The organism is Porphyromonas macacae DSM 20710 = JCM 13914, from assembly GCF_000379945.1.
GTDB lineage: Bacteria > Bacteroidota > Bacteroidia > Bacteroidales > Porphyromonadaceae > Porphyromonas > Porphyromonas macacae.
Map to the genome: position 1 here is coordinate 57,438 of NZ_KB904151.1, position 16,900 is coordinate 74,337.

General features: G+C 42.7%; 14 protein-coding genes and 3 tRNA genes. 10 read left to right on the forward strand and 7 right to left on the reverse strand.

From position 1 onward, the window contains the following. Position 1 precedes the first annotated feature (1 nt). The 3 genes from panB to guaA all read right to left on the reverse strand — a co-directional run bounded on the left by panB (position 2) and on the right by guaA (position 2,744). Positions 2 to 826 carry a 3-methyl-2-oxobutanoate hydroxymethyltransferase gene (panB, locus tag A3GI_RS0108680; protein WP_018361066.1) on the reverse strand — a complete coding sequence of 275 codons (825 nt, stop codon included), beginning with the start codon at positions 824 to 826 and terminating at the stop codon, positions 2 to 4. Positions 827 to 998: 172 nt separating this feature from the next. Beyond that, entirely contained in the window at positions 999 to 1,142 is a 144-nt protein-coding gene (locus A3GI_RS11670) for a hypothetical protein (RefSeq protein ID WP_018361068.1), read from the reverse strand. A 75-nt stretch (positions 1,143 to 1,217) separates the two neighbouring features. Beyond that, on the reverse strand, positions 1,218 to 2,744 hold the full coding sequence (gene guaA, locus A3GI_RS0108690) for a glutamine-hydrolyzing GMP synthase (protein WP_018361069.1): 1,527 nt from the start codon (positions 2,742 to 2,744) through the stop codon (positions 1,218 to 1,220). A 776-nt stretch (positions 2,745 to 3,520) separates the two neighbouring features. Here guaA and A3GI_RS0108705 point away from each other — a divergent pair. The 5 genes from A3GI_RS0108705 to A3GI_RS0108725 all read left to right on the forward strand — a co-directional run bounded on the left by A3GI_RS0108705 (position 3,521) and on the right by A3GI_RS0108725 (position 8,868). Then, positions 3,521 to 4,975 carry a GDSL-type esterase/lipase family protein gene (locus A3GI_RS0108705; protein ID WP_018361072.1) on the forward strand — a complete coding sequence of 485 codons (1,455 nt, stop codon included), beginning with the start codon at positions 3,521 to 3,523 and terminating at the stop codon, positions 4,973 to 4,975. Continuing rightward, positions 4,962 to 6,197: a GDSL-type esterase/lipase family protein gene (locus A3GI_RS0108710; protein WP_018361073.1), complete on the forward strand. Its 1,236-nt coding sequence runs from the start codon at positions 4,962 to 4,964 to the stop codon at positions 6,195 to 6,197. Before A3GI_RS0108705 ends, A3GI_RS0108710 begins: the two co-directional genes overlap by 14 nt. 6 nt (positions 6,198 to 6,203) lie before the next feature. Beyond that, positions 6,204 to 7,748 carry an MBOAT family O-acyltransferase gene (locus A3GI_RS0108715; RefSeq protein ID WP_018361074.1) on the forward strand — a complete coding sequence of 515 codons (1,545 nt, stop codon included), beginning with the start codon at positions 6,204 to 6,206 and terminating at the stop codon, positions 7,746 to 7,748. 92 nt (positions 7,749 to 7,840) lie between these two features. Then, positions 7,841 to 7,915: transfer RNA gene (locus A3GI_RS0108720), tRNA-Met, on the forward strand. A 293-nt stretch (positions 7,916 to 8,208) separates the two neighbouring features. Then, positions 8,209 to 8,868: a YceI family protein gene (locus A3GI_RS0108725; protein ID WP_018361075.1), complete on the forward strand. Its 660-nt coding sequence runs from the start codon at positions 8,209 to 8,211 to the stop codon at positions 8,866 to 8,868. 79 nt (positions 8,869 to 8,947) lie between these two features. Here A3GI_RS0108725 and A3GI_RS0108730 read toward each other — a convergent pair. The 4 genes from A3GI_RS0108730 to A3GI_RS0108745 all read right to left on the reverse strand — a co-directional run bounded on the left by A3GI_RS0108730 (position 8,948) and on the right by A3GI_RS0108745 (position 10,422). Further along, a tRNA-Gly gene (locus A3GI_RS0108730) sits at positions 8,948 to 9,020 on the reverse strand. A gap of 30 nt (positions 9,021 to 9,050) precedes the next feature. Further along, positions 9,051 to 9,133: transfer RNA gene (locus A3GI_RS0108735), tRNA-Tyr, on the reverse strand. A 44-nt stretch (positions 9,134 to 9,177) separates the two neighbouring features. After that, a complete protein-coding gene (ribH, locus tag A3GI_RS0108740) occupies positions 9,178 to 9,708 on the reverse strand; it encodes a 6,7-dimethyl-8-ribityllumazine synthase (protein ID WP_018361076.1) in 531 nt (176 codons plus the stop codon). Positions 9,709 to 9,735: 27 nt separating this feature from the next. Next, complete coding sequence (locus A3GI_RS0108745) at positions 9,736 to 10,422, reverse strand: tetratricopeptide repeat protein (protein WP_018361077.1); 687 nt, start codon at positions 10,420 to 10,422, stop codon at positions 9,736 to 9,738. A gap of 821 nt (positions 10,423 to 11,243) precedes the next feature. On the opposite strand from A3GI_RS0108745, the gene A3GI_RS0108755 reads away from it, so the two are divergent. From A3GI_RS0108755 to A3GI_RS0108775, 5 genes are all read left to right on the forward strand, one after another. Next, complete coding sequence (locus tag A3GI_RS0108755; RefSeq protein WP_018361078.1) at positions 11,244 to 11,828, forward strand: DUF3575 domain-containing protein; 585 nt, start codon at positions 11,244 to 11,246, stop codon at positions 11,826 to 11,828. An 11-nt stretch (positions 11,829 to 11,839) separates the two neighbouring features. After that, positions 11,840 to 13,309, forward strand: coding sequence for a DUF3868 domain-containing protein (locus A3GI_RS0108760; RefSeq protein ID WP_018361079.1), 1,470 nt, complete (start codon positions 11,840 to 11,842; stop codon positions 13,307 to 13,309). Between the two features lie 53 nt (positions 13,310 to 13,362). Further along, positions 13,363 to 14,493 carry a fimbrial protein gene (locus A3GI_RS0108765; RefSeq protein ID WP_018361080.1) on the forward strand — a complete coding sequence of 377 codons (1,131 nt, stop codon included), beginning with the start codon at positions 13,363 to 13,365 and terminating at the stop codon, positions 14,491 to 14,493. Positions 14,494 to 14,658: 165 nt separating this feature from the next. After that, entirely contained in the window at positions 14,659 to 15,546 is an 888-nt protein-coding gene (locus A3GI_RS0108770; protein ID WP_256592979.1) for a FimB/Mfa2 family fimbrial subunit, read from the forward strand. Positions 15,547 to 15,567: 21 nt separating this feature from the next. Next, a complete protein-coding gene (locus A3GI_RS0108775; RefSeq protein ID WP_018361082.1) occupies positions 15,568 to 16,884 on the forward strand; it encodes a fimbrial protein in 1,317 nt (438 codons plus the stop codon). Positions 16,885 to 16,900 lie beyond the last annotated feature (16 nt).

The window sequence follows — 16,900 nt, forward strand, 5'->3', positions numbered from 1 at the left end:
TTCAATAAGACTCCTCGGCAGAGGGGAAAGACACGTTCTTAACATCACTCACATAGTGCGATACGGCATTGCCGATCTCTTCGGCCAGATTGGCATATTGCCGTAAAAACTTCGGTTTGAAGAGTGTATTCATCCCCAGCATATCCTGCAATACCAGCACCTGACCGTCTGTACCTGCCCCGGCTCCGATGCCGATGGTGGGGATATTCAGCTCCGAAGCTATACGGGTAGCCAGAACGGCCGGAATCTTTTCAAGCACCAGTGCACAGCAGCCGGTTTCTTCCAGAAAGTGTGCATCTTTAATCAATTGAGCCGCTTCGGCTTCTTCTTTGGCTCTGACACCATAAGAGCCGAACTGATTGATACTTTGCGGGGTCAGTCCCAAATGTCCGACGACCGGTATGCCTGCTGTTATAATGAGTCTGAGCGCTTCGCCGATGGCTTGTGCTCCTTCCAGTTTTACGGCATCGGCTCCGGTCTCTTTCATTATTTTTATTGCATTGTCCACTGCATGATAGGGATTGCTTTGATAGCTGCCGAAAGGCATATCCACCACCACAAAAGCCCGTTTCGTTCCGCGTACCACAGATTTTGCGTAAACGATCATTTCCTCCGTTGTGACAGGCAATGTGGTTTTATTGCCCTGCATCACGTTCGAGGCCGAATCTCCTATCAGAATAACATCCACGCCGGCCGCATCCACCAATGTTGCCATGGTGTAGTCATAAGCGGTGATCATGGCTATTTTTTCTTTCTGCTCTTTCATCTCTTTCAGCCGCTTTGTGGTCACTTTCCGATTTTCGGCCGAATTCAGTTGTGTTGACACTGCTGTATAGTCCTTTAGATTGATTATTTCTGAAAAAAGTCCATGCGCAGGCTTTTGTTCCGTGCAGGCAGAATAGAAGCCGTATGCTTAAGTCTCTTAGTGAGAGACAAAGGTACTATAAAAATCAACTTAATAAGAAATTTTTTTAATATATGCGAGACTCTTTTTCTTTTCATTCTCTTTTTCTGTTTATGGAGTTTTCCCGTTCTTTCAGCATTACATGCACTTTTTCTGCCGGTTTTTCGATATAAGCGCCGCCCATATCCGGCACCTTGCATATCACGGCATCGAACTCATAGATTTTACCGTTAATCATGATCCCCTATTATTAAAAAAGGATGTAAGGTTTTTTCGGTCGATTTTCCTTACATCCTTGATTTTTTTGTTTCTGTTATTCCCACTCGATGGTGCTGGGCGGTTTGGAGGAAATGTCGTAAACAACTCGATTTACACCGCGAACCTTGTTGATAATCTCATTGCTTACTTTTGCCAGAAAATCGTAAGGCAAATGTGCCCAGTCGGCAGACATGGCATCCGTGCTGGTTACGGCACGCAGGGCAATGGTGAATTCGTAGGTGCGTTCATCGCCCATTACACCCACCGAACGAATCGGTAGCAGTATGGCACCTGCTTGCCATACTTTGTCGTACAAGCCCCATTCCTGCATCAGGCTCATATAAATATGATCCGCTTCCTGCAGGATACGTACTTTTTCCGGAGTGATTTCCCCCAGAATGCGTATCCCCAAACCGGGACCGGGGAATGGGTGGCGATGAATCAGCCCCGGCCGCATGCCCAGTTCTAACCCTACACGCCGAACTTCATCCTTGAATAAAGTGCGCAACGGCTCTACCAGTTTCAGGTTCATACGTTCGGGCAGCCCCCCCACATTGTGGTGGCTTTTGATTACCATGCCGGTTATATTGATGCTTTCGATAATGTCGGGGTAAATCGTTCCCTGTCCCAACCATTTGATGTCTTTGAGCTTATGTGCTTCTTCATCGAATACGTCGATGAAACCTTTGCCGATGATTTTGCGTTTTTGTTCCGGATCCGTTACTCCGGCCAGTGCCTTCATAAACTTATCCCGGGCATTTACGCCTGTTACATTCAAGCCCAAATGCTCATAGTCTTCGAGCACGCGTTCGAATTCTCCTTGACGTAGCAGGCCGTGGTCTACGAAGATACAGGTGAGGTTTTTGCCGATGGCTTTGTTGAGTAAAACAGCTGTTACCGACGAATCCACTCCGCCGGAAAGCGCCAGAATGACTTTGTCGTCACCCAATTGTTTTTTTAACTCTTTTACCGTTTGTTCGATAAAAGAGGCAGGGCTCCACTGTCCTTTGATACCTGTACGGTCTACAAAATTTTCCAGTAATCTCAGCCCTTCTTCGCTGTGGTAAACCTCGGGGTGGAACTGTACGCCCCATGTTTCTTCTCCTTCGATTTGGAATGCTGCTGCCGGAACATCTTCGGTAGCGGCAATCAATCTGAAACCTGCCGGAATTTTCGTGATGGTATCACCGTGCGACATCCAAACAGTACTGCCTTCGGATATGTTTTTCAGCAGGGGATTGCCCGGTTCGTTGAGGTGCAGATGCGCACGTCCGTACTCCCGACTGTTGCTCGGCTCTACATTTCCACCGGCCTGATGGACAAGACTTTGCGAGCCATAGCAAATACCCAGTAAAGGCAGTTTGCCGCGAAAGCGTGAAAGCTCCGTGTGGAAAGCCTTGCTATCGTATACGGAGTAAGGGCTGCCCGACAGGATCACCCCGCGTATGCCTGCCGCTTGCAAATCTTCAGGTGCTTTGTTGTAAGGTACAATTTCGCAATAGGTATTCAGCTCTCTTAACCGGCGACCGATCAGTTGTGTGGTTTGCGAACCGAAATCCAAGATTAGAATTTTCTCCTGCATATACCGTGTTTTGTTTGGATAGGAATTGTTTGTTCGTTATTCATTGTACAAAGGTACGTAAAAACCGAAGTTCTTTATAGACCGTAGCCGGATGTTTATGTGTGTTTATGCAAAGATATTGCCGGTAGCGGTTATTCTTTTTGTTGCAAGACCGGATGAGAGATATTATTTCTTTCGAGTTTTGATGCCGTTTGAAACTGATAATCCTTAATTTGCTGACAAACAGACGTTTATCCGTTTGGAGAAGGCTGTTGAAAAAGAGCCTGAGCAGAATGGAAAATTCTCTGCCTGATGGCTGAAAATTTTTAGCGCTACGGATTTTCAACGAAGTTAACTTGGATTTTTCTTCTTTGCCTGAAGAATTTTCAACCATCAGGCAGAGATTTTTTCAGTACACGTCACCTGCCAGTTGTTGCTCTTAAGTATTGTGATACTGCTGTTCAAAAGAAAAGTTGCCATAAATGACTGGTACGAGATACCGGAGTGGTTGATTTTTCTCATCTTTTGCCTGAATTATAAACAGATTTTCAGAAGAGATTGGTGGAATACATTTTGGCGTACGTTGCAATTTTTTGTTTACATCCTGCTGTTGGTTTTTGCATTGGCTGCTTTCGTCGTGATGTTTTTGCTCTTGATAACGAAGTTTACTGCGTGATTCGCGAAAGGAAAATCTTGCTTAATAGAATCTTTGATAACAAATCTTTGACAATCAATCGTTTGATTGTTCAATCTTAATTACCTTTGTGAGCGAAATTTATAAAAACGTCTATTGAATTTTGAAAAAGAGAGAAGGCAATAACCTGCTTCGCTTCTGGTTACTTTTATTGTTTGTAAGCGTCGGGTTAGTTCTATTATATTATTTGCCGGAGCAAATAGGTACGCTCGAAGTTAAAAAGATCGATATGCTTTCTTCGCTGCGCAAGGAGGATACGACAGCCGACTCATTGGTTTATGAGCAGTATATGAGTGTGGCAAAATCCGGTACAGGTATAGAGAAAGCAAAGGCAGAAGAACCTGAGGATGTACGGGTTGTGAAATCCGAAGAAGAACCGGTTTATCCCGAAAAGAAGGATTTGCCGCAAGGGGAAACAATACCGGATATACAAGAGGGGGATGGCTCCATAGAACCGGATTCCGATTCGTTGAAGTTTTTCTTCGATTACAGTACCGACGGGCGAGGGCTTTCCGGTTTTTTCAGCATGATGAAAAGAACGGAAAAAGAAGGTGCTTTGCATATTGCTTTTTGTGGCGATTCTTTTATAGAGGGAGATGTGTTCACAGGCAGCGTAAGAGAACTGTTGCATGCCCGATTGGGCGGCAGTGGTGTGGGATGGTTGCCGATAACTTCCGAAGTTGCCGGCTTTAGAAATACCGTTCAACACCGCTTTAAGGGCTGGAAAGATCATTCTATTCTGCATGATTCGAAGCAGGCCTATATGCTCTCCGGGCACTGTTATCGACCCAATGATGGGGCTATGGTGGAGTATCGTTTGCCGGACAGGGTGGAGCCTTATCGGAAAGTCTCCATTTACTATAAGGCCGAAACGGATTCGGAGGTTCATATAAACAAAGACTCCATGGCTGTACGTTTACCTGCCACAGGCAGCTTTTTGAGCTCCATAACTTTGTCGATGCACTCCCGGCATTTGAGGTTGTCGTTTTCTAAGCCGAAGGGATTGATGCTTTATGGTGTGGCTCTGGACGGTGACCGGGGTGTGGTGGTGGACAATTACTCTTTGCGCGGAAATGCCGGTTTTCAGCTCTTGGGTATGAATGAACAGACAGCCTCTGTGTATGCCCGGGTAAGACCTATGGATATGATTGTATTGCAATACGGGCTTAACGTGGCATCGAGTAAACAGAAAGACTATGGTACGTATATTAAGCGCATGGGCAAAATGATTGATTATATGCGTAGGGTATATCCTGCTGCAACCATTGTGCTGATGGGTGTTTCCGATCGTGCCGAACGCTCTTCGGACGGATCTCTGCGCACCATGCCCGGCGTGCTCTATCTGGCCCGAGCCCAGCGCGAACTGGCTCAGGAAAAAGGTGTTGTTTACTGGGACACTCTGCGCGCCATGGGAGGCCCCGGCAGCATGATACGTTTTGCTCAACAGGGGCTTGCGGCTAAGGATTATACTCATTTGGGATTTGCAGGAGGGCGGGTCATCGCCCGTAGATTTGTGGAATCTCTGGAGAGAGAAAAGAATTATTATGACGGTTTCTAAACAATTCAAATATCATTTTCTGCGGCTGTGTATTGTTGTGTGCGGAGTATTGTTGGCAGCACCATCGTTTGCACAGCGTATAACAGACCCCGGTCATACGCTCGATGCCGTTTGGAAACAGATAAAGGAGGGTAGTGAGCCGGTCAGTATTGTCCATTTGGGGGACAGCCATGTGCAGGCCGGTTTTTTTTCACAGCCCCTTAGAAGAACATTGGAACAGAAGTGCGATTTATCCGGCTACGGCTGGGTCGGGGGGCACAGGCTTTACGGCTCCAATCAAGTGGGAGAGCTGAAATTTCTGGCAACACCCCGACGGTGGGCTACGGAGCGGCTTACCCAGGTTGCGGGTTGCAGCACTCCCGGTCCCGGAGGTTTGGTCTTTAAGCCGGGTAATGCCCATCACCTCCTCAGCATAGAAACACAGGACGGAAGCCTGTTTAACCGGGTGCTGGTTTACAGAACGGCTGACACGGCGCCTATGCAGGACTATGATAAAGCTATACTCAGAGGATCATGCCGGGTTAATGATATTGTTGTCGATACTTTGGAACTGCGAAAACCCTCATCTTCCATAACCTTGCAGGGGAACGGGCGGAATGCAAAATATTTCGGCTGGCAGCTGATGAATACGGAGCAGAAGCTTTTGTTTCATGCGATAGGATTAAACGGTGCGCGGCTCGATCATTATGCCGTTTCTCAGTATACCGATGCGTTGCAGGCTCTGCGCCCACGGCTCATTATCGTTTCTCTGGGCAGCAATGATGCTTACACGTATAAATGGGAGACTGCGGAGGTGGAATGGCGGGTGCGATCTTTAATACACCTGTTGAGAGAAAGCTGTCCGGATGCAAAATTATTACTGACAACACCTCCCCCGGCTTACATCCGTAAGGCTTATACCGTCAGGAGAAATAGAAAACGGGTTAAACAGTATCATCTGTATCCGAATGAGAATACCCGAAAAATGGCTGAATTGATTATGCGTATAGCCGGAAAAGAACACTGCGCTGCCTTCAATTTGTATGGAGTTTTGGGGGGAATAGAGGTTCTGCCTGCTATGAAGAAGTCGGGTGAAATCAGTGCCGATGGAATTCATTATACCCATCAGGGTTATGCCCGTCATGGCAAACTGTTGGCAACGGCTTTGCTGAAGTCGATGAATTCGGAGATAAAGACGAAGAGTTCTCCAATGTTATTCACATCTTCTCATCTTGATCGATAAACTGATATGTTCGACTCTTTTTTTAATCAGATAGATTGGCAGTTGTTGCCCTCGATATTGAGCTATAATGCACAAAGCCCGATTATCTTTTCTTCCGGGCTGTTTTTTGTGTTGATGCTGTTTTTTATTCCTGTTTATCTGTTGTTGCGGGGGAATACCACGGCGCGCATCATTTATGTAACGCTTTTCTCTCTTTATTTCTATTACAAGAGTAGCGGAGTGTTCGTACTGCTGCTTGTTTTTGCAGCCACGAGCGATTTTATCATTGCTTCCCTGATGGATAAAAACAGCGGAAAACATCTCAAACGGAAAATTCTGCTAATCCTTAGTCTGATAATTAATTTGGGCGTTTTGTCTTACTTCAAGTATTTCAATTTTCTGGGTGAAATGTTTACAGCTCTCATCAATGAGGTCGGAGGATGGTTCGGGGCAGTATCCGGAGAAGAAATAACGTGGAGTCATCGGGATATATTTTTGCCGGTGGGTATCTCTTTCTATACTTTTCAGACGATGAGTTATATCATTGATATCTATCGGGGACGTATCAAACCTCTCCATCGTTGGGTGGATTATCTTTTTTATGTGTCGTTTTTCCCTCAATTGGTTGCCGGTCCGATTGTTCGAGCCCGTGAATTTATACCGCAAATACATCGCAAGCCTGCATTGAACCGCAGTGAATTCGGTGAAGCCCTTTGTCTGATTGTGGCGGGTTTGTTTAAGAAAGCCGTCATCTCCGATTATATCAGTTTGAATTTTGTAGACCGTATTTTCGATGCTCCTTCCCTTTATACCGGTTTTGAAAATCTGATGGGTGTTTATGGATATGCTTTGCAGATTTATTGTGATTTTTCCGGTTATTCGGATATGGCTATCGGTATAGCCTTGATGCTGGGGTTTCGTTTCAACATCAACTTCGATTCGCCCTATCAGTCTGCTACCATCACCGAATTTTGGCGTAGATGGCATATCTCGTTAAGCAGCTGGCTGAAAGATTATCTTTATATCTCTCTCGGAGGAAATAGAAAGGGACGTTTGCGCACGTATGTCAATCTGATGATTACGATGCTTTTGGGCGGTTTATGGCATGGCGCTGCCGCTCGTTTTATCCTGTGGGGGGCATGGCATGGAGCCGGACTGGCTTTGCATAAGCTTTGGATGAATCTTTTCCCCCGGAGTAAACCTGAAGGAACGCAAATGAAGAAGCTATGGCGTATTGTCGGGGTGATCGCAACATTCCATTTCGTTTGCTTCGGATGGATCTTTTTCCGTGCAAACTCGATGAATACCGGCTTTGAAGTTCTCGACCGTATTCTTTTCCATTTCCATCCGGAGGTAATCTGGCAATTTGTTTCAGGTTATAAAGGTGTTTTCATGTTAATGCTTTTGGGCTATTTCCTGCATTTCGTGCCACGACGTACAGAGCAGGCCTGGCAAGTACGCATGGGACGTCGTCATTTCGTCTTTCAGGCTCTTTATCTTCTTATTGCCATTGTGATTGTTTTTCAGGTGCAAAGTGCAGGAGTTCAGCCTTTTATATACTTTCAGTTTTAACCGGTGGAGCGGAGAAAAACATAAATTTGTGTAAATAACAGGCCTTATTTGATAATCTAAAAAAAATAACTACCTTTGTGCCATCAAAATATCGCGGAGTGGAGCAGTGGTAGCTCGTTGGGCTCATAACCCAAAGGTCGTAAGTTCGAGTCTTGCCTCCGCAACCATTTATTTATAATGTAAAAGGGCTGTGTCAAAACTCATTTTTGGTACAGCCCTTTTCAGGTATGTCAGAATGCGTAAAGTGCAAGGCGTTAAGACCGAGGCTGAAGGGAGCGTACTGAATTGAAGCCGAATGTCGCAGGGAACATAATAATTTGCGAATTCTGACACACCGTCTTTTTCTTTTATTCGTTTTTTTTATGTTTTTTTGTTTGTTTGCGGCCGACCGGACAACGGTTTGACGAACAAAGAACAGACGGAAAGGGTTTTATACAATGAACTATTACATATTAGCATTATGAGAAAAACGATTTATTTGCTCCTGGTTTCCTCTATGGCCGTCGTAGGGCTTGGAAGCTGTAAAAATAACAGAACAGTCAATAAAACAGGAGAAGCCATGATGGCTGTGGTTTCGGATAAGAAAGCCGATACGTTGAAGATAGACCTTGCAAACAGTTCCATACAATGGCAGGGGTATAAGCCGGGCGGGCAGCATAACGGCGACCTGAAGCTCAAAAGCGGAGAAGTATACATCGTTCCGGCAGATTCGTCTCTGGTGGGCGGACGTTTCGTGATGGATATGAACACGATCAATTGTCTGGACTTGGATGAGAAAGGAGGTAAAGGAAAATTGGAAGCCCACTTGAAGAGTGCGGATTTTTTCGATGTAGCCAAATATCCCGAAGGCATTTTTGAAATCACATCGGTGGAGCAATTGCCTGAAGAAGGATGCTTCCGGGTTACGGGAAATCTTACGTTGAAAGAAACCACGCTAAGTATTGCTTTTGAAATCAGAGCACAACGAGATGGAAAGGTATTTGCGGCAGCAAGCGATTCGATTACATTGGACAGAACTCTGTGGGGTGTCAATTATGGTTCTAAGAATGTATTCAAAAATCTAAAAGATAATTTGATTGATGAAAATATCGATATTCAGGTGAATCTTGTTACAGAGTAATTTTTCTTGTGGAAATCGCTTCCTGATCGGGCATAAAAAAAGTAGTTGACAAACAATTGTCAACTACTTTTTTACTTAGAGCGGAAGACGGGGCTCAAACCCGCGACCCTCAGCTTGGAAGGCTGATGCTCTATCAACTGAGCTACTTCCGCAAAATAATGTTGCTTTCTTTGAAAATCGAGTGGGCAGTGATGGATTCGAACCACCGAAGGCGTAAGCCAGCTGAGTTACAGTCAGCCCCATTTGGCCACTCTGGTAACTGCCCTTAACCTCTCCATTCTCTGATGAAGCGGTGCAAAGATAGTGAAATTATTTTAATTTATCCAAATTGCACATCTTAATTGCAGCTTCTGCAGCTTCACTTCCTTTATTGCCCAGACGGCCACCTGCTCTATCCAAAGCCTGTTCTATATTTTCTGTGGTCAAAACGCCGAAAATAACAGGCTTGCTCTGCAAATTGAAAAGTGTACCTGATACCATCTCCGGCATAATGCCCATATTCAGCCGGGTGATACCGAATGTAACTCCCTGGCTGATGAAATCGAAGTGCGGCGTCTCTCCTCTGACAATACAGCCAAGAGCAATGACGGCATCGATTCCCTCTTTTCTCATCAACTGTGCCGAAGCATAAGTCAACTCGAAAGCGCCGGGCACCTGCCACACGGTAATATCTTTGCTGTTGACCCCATGTCGAATAAGAGTTTCCATTGCACCGTCCAGCAAAGCATGGGTGACTTGTCCGTTCCATTCGGCAACGGCAATGCCGATGTGCAAACCTTTGCCGCTGGGGGTCCTTAGGTCAAAGGGATTTATTTCGGTAAGTTTAGCTTCAGTAGCCATAAGTGATTTATTATCTGCAATAAGAACTTATTTGCCTTGAGCTGCTTTCGCACGAATGATATCGGCTTCTACCTGTGCCGATTCGGGAGACATATAATATTTGGTCTTTATCTCTTCGTATACTTCAAGAGCTTTTTTATGGTTACCCAGTTTCTCGTATACATGACCGGCTTTCAGTAAACAGCTTGGAGAAACAGCCTCGTTGGAAGCCAGTTGAGCCGCTTTCATAAAAGCATTTGCCGCATCTTCCAGTTTATCCAGTTGAACGTAGCAGTCCCCCATCAATCTCATGATAGAAGGAGATACGATATTTTCTTTGGATTTGAATTTTGACAAATGCTCCAAAGCCTCTGCGTATTTACCCATATCGAAGTAACAGATGCCGGCATAAGCTTCTGCCAGATTAGCGGCATCGGTACCTTTATATTTATCGATGATCTCCAATAAACCGGCGTTGCCGATACCCATACCGTTCAATGCCACGCTGTCATTGCCCATGATGAATTTATCTTCGGCAACGTAAATTTTGTCGGAAGCCTTTTCATTCCGAGGCTTTTTAACGAAATGCATATAAGCAAAAATACCGGCGACAACGGCAATGACTATGAGTACCGCAATGATGATTTTGTTGATGTTTTTTTCGACGAACTGTTCGGACTTAGAAACAATTTCTTCCGCGTTCTTTTCCTGATTTTTAATGTTCTTTTGAGCCATATTATCGTTAAAATCTTATTGTTCTCTTTTTATGCGGCAAAGGTAATACTTTTCCGTAATAAGTACGTTGCAGTGAAGTAATTATCTGTATACTTCAAAAACGGGTGAAGGGTAATTTGGGGAGGCCTTTCGATACTTGAAAAAAATCATGATGAAAGAATCGAAATTCTCTGCCTGATGGTTGAAAATTCTTTGCCTGAAGAATTTTTATTCTCCTTAAGAATCTTTCTGTCGATTGTGGGATAATGCATTATATCTATATGATTTTTATGTGATTTCTTGTTATTTATATGGATTTTGTACTGTGTAAACGCTCGTTTTTCAGAGTGTGTTTTTATTTTTTCAATGAATATATGTGTTTTTTTATATAATATTTATTTAGTTGATTTCTTATGTTTTTTAGAAGAAAATAATTTTTTCTCTTTTTTTGTTGTCCTAAGTATTTGAAAATGTTGTTATTGGTGTATAATGGAAAGACATTCTTGTTTTTTCATATATTGACGATTGCATTCAACATAGTTCATTTTTTTTGTATAATTTTTTCAAAAGTTATTGTTTTTTTAGAATATTTATTTATTTTTACGATTAGAAAGCAACAGATCGGTTTCAATCTTAATTTTATTTTTGATCGTGAGTCTGTCTTAATTGTTTGTGTAGTTGAATTTATTTGGATTTTAAGCCAAAGTATTTTGTTTGGTTGTTATAATCTCTCCTTATTGTTGTTGTGAAGACTTTTTGAGAGTAATTCTTTGTCTGAACTTATATAAGACACGTTAATTGTTTAATCTCGGCTCTTGGGAATAGAGTTTAAAAGGAAAAATATGTACAAGATTTTAAAGTTTTTGGTCTTGGGATCTTTGTTCTTGATCCTGACATCATCTTTGACTGTTTCTGCTCAAAGTTTTTCATTGAAGACGAACTTGTTTCATTGGGCCACTACGACTCCCAATTTGGGTATGGAGTTTAAGATTGGGGATAAGTGGACGATGGATATTTCCGGGGGATATAATCCTTTTACATTTAAAGAGAACCGGAAACTCAAACATTGGATAGTGTTTCCGGAAATAAGATGGTGGACTTGTGAGTCCTATACGGGACATTTTTTAGGCTTTCATTTCATCGGAGGTCGATACAATGTTGGAGGTATAGATATTCCTGTTGGCCGATTTGGAAAATTGAAAGACTATCGTTATGAGGGTTGGGCTGTTGGCGCCGGCCTGACATATGGCTATCACTGGATTCTCAGTAAGAGGTTGAATTTGGAGGCATCCGTAAGTGCAGGCTACGGTTATTTCGATTATGAAAAGTTTAAATGTCCTAAATGCGGCGAAAAAATAAGTGAGGGTAATTACAACTATTTTGGCCTTACTAAAGCCACTCTATCGTTGATTTATTTCATTAAGTAATACTTGTAGACATGAAGCTGACTCGTTATATATCGGTTTTACTGCTTTTGTTTGGCAGTATTTCAATTTATGCCCAAAATATTAATCTGGAGGGTATCAAGTTGCAAAAAGAATACCCCGCTCGTAAAAGCGGACGTACTGTTGATGTAAATATGCAGGTTGATTTGACTGAGATGCCGGCTATCGGAAGCAACCTTAAGCGAATTGTTACACCTGTTCTTCGTGCCAATGAAAGCCAAAAGGAATTTTTGATGCCTTCCTTTGTTGTGGCAGGCCGTAACAGATACAGCATCATTAGGCGTAGAATCAGTTTTGATAACAGCTATAAAACTGTTCCCGATCAAACGGAGAATACCATTATCCTACCTCGTAAGAACGGTTCATCTCAGCAGCTTCATTATCAAACGACCATAGCTTACGAACCATGGATGAAGAATGCTTCCCTCATATTCAGGGTCGAAGATACAGGATGTGCCGACTGTCCCTTAGGAAGCGGAGAGAAAACGCTTACCCAAAAAGCTCTTTATCCTCTTTACGAGGCACAATATAAGTTCAATATAATTATTCCGGAAGGGGAACTTGTTAAAAATCGTGAAGAGATACTCAATGCTCATATTTCATTCCGCATTGGGAAGTATGATATCTTGCCTGATTTTCAAAATAATTCGCAAGAATTGGCACGCATTCGTGCAAAACTGAATGAACTTAGAGGTAATGAAGATGTAACGTTTAACAAGCTCGATTTGGTTGGTTATGCTTCTCCCGAAGGAGGGGCTGAGTTTAATGACCGGTTGTCTAAAAAGCGTGTCGAGTCTTTTGCCGGTTATCTTTCTTCTCAGTATCCGATGCTGAGGGGGCGGCTTCATTCGGAATGGAAAGGAGCCGACTGGGAGGGGTTGAAAAAAAGAGTTCGCAATATGTCTTTCTCGGCGAAAGACGAAGTGCTTGATATTTTAGAATTGCCCATTCAGCAACGTACGCCGGCACTTAAGAAGCTGGGCAATGGTAAAGTTTATTCCATGCTTTTAGAAGAAGTCTACCCGCCTCTTCGTCGTACGGAGTTGATTTTTAATATTCAGGTTAAAGGTTTTTCTCTGGAAAAAGCAAGGCAAATTATAAAAGCACATCCGTCTCGCCTGAGTCTTGCAGAAGTTTATGCCGTAGCAAAGAGTTATCCTGAAGGCAGTAAAGAACAGTATGAAGTATGGGTTATTGCCGACAGGGCTTTCCCTAAAAATGTGGAGCCGGTGATTAACGTGGCTGTCCTGGATATTAAAGCCGGAAGATATCATCAGGCTGTGGAAAAATTAGAAAAGAGAAGTAATGACTCCTGGGTTTGGGGTATGCTGGGATTGGCTTATGCATATAATCAGAATTGGGAAAAAGCAGAAAAGTACTTGCAAAAAGCCAGGAAAAATGGAGATAAGGAGGCCGCTTATAATCTTGACGAAATGCAAAAGTATATAAAGGATAATTTCTAAAAAGAAAAATTGATAAGTGTAAACGATTGTTTAATCATTTAAATTACAAAAAGATGAAACTTACAAAGTATCTACTATTAATTGCAGCTGCTTTGTCTTTGGCTGCCTGTAACAAGGAAAAAGAGGAGATTTCCCAAGGAGAAAAGAATGCTTCCGTCAGTGTACGTATTGCTTCAAGCAATTTGCTTCGTCTGAATCAGCAAGAATCTGCAAAAGTGGTAAAACTGGCTGCAATGATTTACAATGGCCAGGCTCAGGAAGCTTATAAGGAAGTTCAAAATGCTCTTGAAGTGAAAAACATTGAGTGTGTTGCGGGTACCCGCTCTTTGGTTGTCGTTGCAAATTTTGGTGACCGCACGCTGCAAGGTTTGAGCTTAAAAAATTTGAAAGCTTTGACAGAAGAGTTGAAAAAAGACGCACAACCTGTGGACTTGTTGATGACTTCTGAAATTAAGGAAATTACATTGAAAGAGGGTGTAAATAAATACGGGTATGACGATCCCGGTGATTTAAGCCAAAAGAAACCCCTTGAATTGAAACGTGTTCATGCTCGTGCCGAATTTGTAAGCATTACTCAAAAGATGTCTCCGGCTTTCAAAAAGTATAAAGTCGATTATACAGCGGTGGCAGCATTGATTGCCAAAAAACAATCCTTTATTTTCGGTTCTCCTTTGGTTAATGCCCATCCTGCGTACCTCTATGGTATCAAAACGGACAAAGGTTCTTATACACCTGCGGACTATGAAGAAGCACCGAGTTTGAAACGTGAATACAAAGGCACAGGTGAAGATCTGGCTGATAAAAACATGGGATTCTATTTGATCGAGAACAATGACGGAAGTCATCCTACCATGTTATGTCTGGCCGGTACTTTGAAGAATCAAGATGGAAGTGAGCTGTCAGATCAGGAAAAAAAGGATGCTTTTGCAGCCGGCTGGATTGTTTCAGAAACCGATGCCACGACTTATTATCCTGTCTTGATTAATTGGGTGAATGCTAAGTATAAATATGAGGGAAATCACCAACCTATGAATTCTATCGTACGTAACCATTACTATAAAATTTCTCTTACCATTACAGGTCCCGGTACGAACAAGCCTGAAGAAGAAAAGAAAATATCTAATCTCGATGTTAAGTGTAAAGTTGTAGAGTGGGTTACTGTTGATCAAAATGTGACCTGGTAATAAGCCGCTGATTGATTGTCGACCAAGTTAAAATTACTTTATAAACGTGGGGAGCACAAGCTCCTTATCGGCTCTGCTCCCCGCTTTTTTATTTTCAATCTCTAAAATCAAACGAAAATGTATTGCACAAAGAAATATTTCTTCATCCTATGCTCTCTATTGATGATGTGTTGTACACTATCTTCATGTTTAAAGGAAGATTTATCCGAATGTCCACGTCCGTTTAATGTGCGTGTGCGTGTTTTGGATGCAGATCAAAAAGATATAACTTCTTCCGGTGAGATAAAGCGTGCAATAGTTTTTGTCTTTGACGAGAGCGGGAAAAAAGTCGAACGTTTCGATATGAGCGAAGGAGATATCGTTAATCGTAAACCCATCCGTCTTAAAGATTTTGACTTCAAGTCTCTGACTTTTCTGGTTTGTGCCAATCTTTCAGATCGTATGCATGAGGATTTGAATGCCGTAAATCGAATCGAAGATGTTAAAATGAGACTGTTGTCGAAGAATGGCGTTTCAGAGGCAGCACCTAATCTGTTTCAAGGTTCATTAACAACGCAAATACTTTATGGAGATGTTGTAGATGACATCGACAAAACTATTGATATACACCCCAAAACCTCCCAAGTGAACATTGTTATAAGAGGTTATGAAGAATGGGTAGAAAGAACAGAAACCACGATCCATAATGTGACTCCGTTCGTTTTTACGGTCGGCTCGATAAAATTGGGTAAAACTCCCGATACTTATTCAGGTTTGGGTGAATTGACCGGAGATTTGGTTGCATATCATCCTAATGGACGAATTAATGAAGACGGAGATCTTTTAACTCCGGTGTTTACTATTTATCCTACTTTGGCTCAAAACCCTCTGGATCTTTCTTTATGGATAAAAGGAGAGGAAAAGTTGAGAGTTAATAAGGCTTCCGATGGAAAGATGCTCATACCCGAAGCCGGACGAATGCTTAATATCTTTATCGACTTGAAATCTGCCGAACTCCATGTTTCTGTCGTTATAACTCCGTGGAATGAAGTCCATCAATTCGTAGTGTATTAATCTTGAAACAATGTATTGATTATGAAAAATATATACGTGAATATAATTGCCCCTTTGTTACTTGCCTTTCTATTATTGGGTCTGTCGGGGTGTACCAAAGAGGCGCCGGATGAGCAGACGGAAACAAAAGTCGGGGTGATATTTAATCTCACCGATGCCGTACTTCGTAATGGTGTTTTGTTTAACGGAGATGCTAAGATAACCAAACTTAGAATAATGGTTTTTAGAGGAGCAGCCCTTGATGTGCAAAAAGTTTTTGAGGGTCCGACATTGAATATTCAGGTGCAACTCGAGACTACTGTGGGAACCGGGCGCCGGATCGTTGTCATAGCCAATGAACCTGATGTAATGAGCAGCTCTCTTGACAATATTCTCTTCTATCACCGGTTAAAAAACGAGATGCTTCCAAAGATTGGTGCATCTCAGGAGATTCCGCTTGTGATGATTGGTGAGAAAACCGGAGTCGATATAAATGAACATCCAACATCTCAGGTGGAGGTTTCTCTGAACCGTGTTGTGGCTAAAATAACATTGAATATCAAACAGGATACAGCCAATGACGATGTTGTGCAAATCAAATCGGTAAATATCATTCGAAATGCCGGTGAGTCGTTTTTAATGCCTCTCGATAAACCTGTCAATAAGACTCATCTGTGGAACTGGGAATTGAATAATATCGACAAGCAGCTTGTTAATCATGGTGTAGCCACTTCTATTATCGAAGACAATACCCTGTATGTTTATGAAAACCTCGCATCGGCTGTTGCCGATACGGCCGGTCGTGCTCCTGTCTTATATGTGAAGACGCTGTATAACGGCATAGAGTCTGTATACAAGTCTTATATCAATGCCGATGCCGGTGAGAGACAATATCAGATTGTTAGAAATCATCATTATAAACTTGATGCTACCATCTCCAAGATCGGAGAATATGACGGCATGTTGCTTACTACTCAGATTTTGCCGTGGAATAAGGAGGAGTTGACATATAAATTTCTCAAACCGTATCTTGTGAATATTGAACCTGAAGGCTTTGCTAATCAAGAGCATCAGGTTACTTACACCCATCCGATAGAGTTCAAAGTCAGGATTAAAGCTCTGGAGGGAGATATTTGGAAAGCAACTCTTTCTGACGGTTTGCATTTCAAGTTTGAGGGAGCAGTTGAAGGCTTGGCCGACGGAACAACACAGTACACGATTAAGGTGTTGGCTAAAGGAGAGGGCGGTTCGAAAGCCCGCCATGCTCATGTCTATTTTACTGTAAATGGAAAGTTTGTCATATTGGGCGAAGGTTCCAATCAATATGCCAGGATAAATATTGTTCAACCGGTAGGATAATCAACAGGAGGAAAAG

Bases quoted from the DNA above. Each gene is read 5' to 3' on its own strand.
- A3GI_RS0108725 (WP_018361075.1), top strand. From the start codon at position 8,209: ATGAGAAAAACGATTTATTTGCTCCTGGTTTCCTCTATGGCCGTCGTA.
- A3GI_RS0108715 (WP_018361074.1), top strand. From the start codon at position 6,204: ATGTTCGACTCTTTTTTTAATCAGATAGATTGGCAGTTGTTGCCCTCG.
- guaA (WP_018361069.1), bottom strand. From the start codon at position 2,744: ATGCAGGAGAAAATTCTAATCTTGGATTTCGGTTCGCAAACCACACAA.
- A3GI_RS0108775 (WP_018361082.1), top strand. From the start codon at position 15,568: ATGAAAAATATATACGTGAATATAATTGCCCCTTTGTTACTTGCCTTT.
- ribH (WP_018361076.1), bottom strand. From the start codon at position 9,708: ATGGCTACTGAAGCTAAACTTACCGAAATAAATCCCTTTGACCTAAGG.
- A3GI_RS0108710 (WP_018361073.1), top strand. From the start codon at position 4,962: ATGACGGTTTCTAAACAATTCAAATATCATTTTCTGCGGCTGTGTATT.
- A3GI_RS0108755 (WP_018361078.1), top strand. From the start codon at position 11,244: ATGTACAAGATTTTAAAGTTTTTGGTCTTGGGATCTTTGTTCTTGATC.
- A3GI_RS0108765 (WP_018361080.1), top strand. From the start codon at position 13,363: ATGAAACTTACAAAGTATCTACTATTAATTGCAGCTGCTTTGTCTTTG.
- A3GI_RS0108760 (WP_018361079.1), top strand. From the start codon at position 11,840: ATGAAGCTGACTCGTTATATATCGGTTTTACTGCTTTTGTTTGGCAGT.
- A3GI_RS0108770 (WP_256592979.1), top strand. From the start codon at position 14,659: ATGTGTTGTACACTATCTTCATGTTTAAAGGAAGATTTATCCGAATGT.
- A3GI_RS11670 (WP_018361068.1), bottom strand. From the start codon at position 1,142: ATGATTAACGGTAAAATCTATGAGTTCGATGCCGTGATATGCAAGGTG.
- A3GI_RS0108745 (WP_018361077.1), bottom strand. From the start codon at position 10,422: ATGGCTCAAAAGAACATTAAAAATCAGGAAAAGAACGCGGAAGAAATT.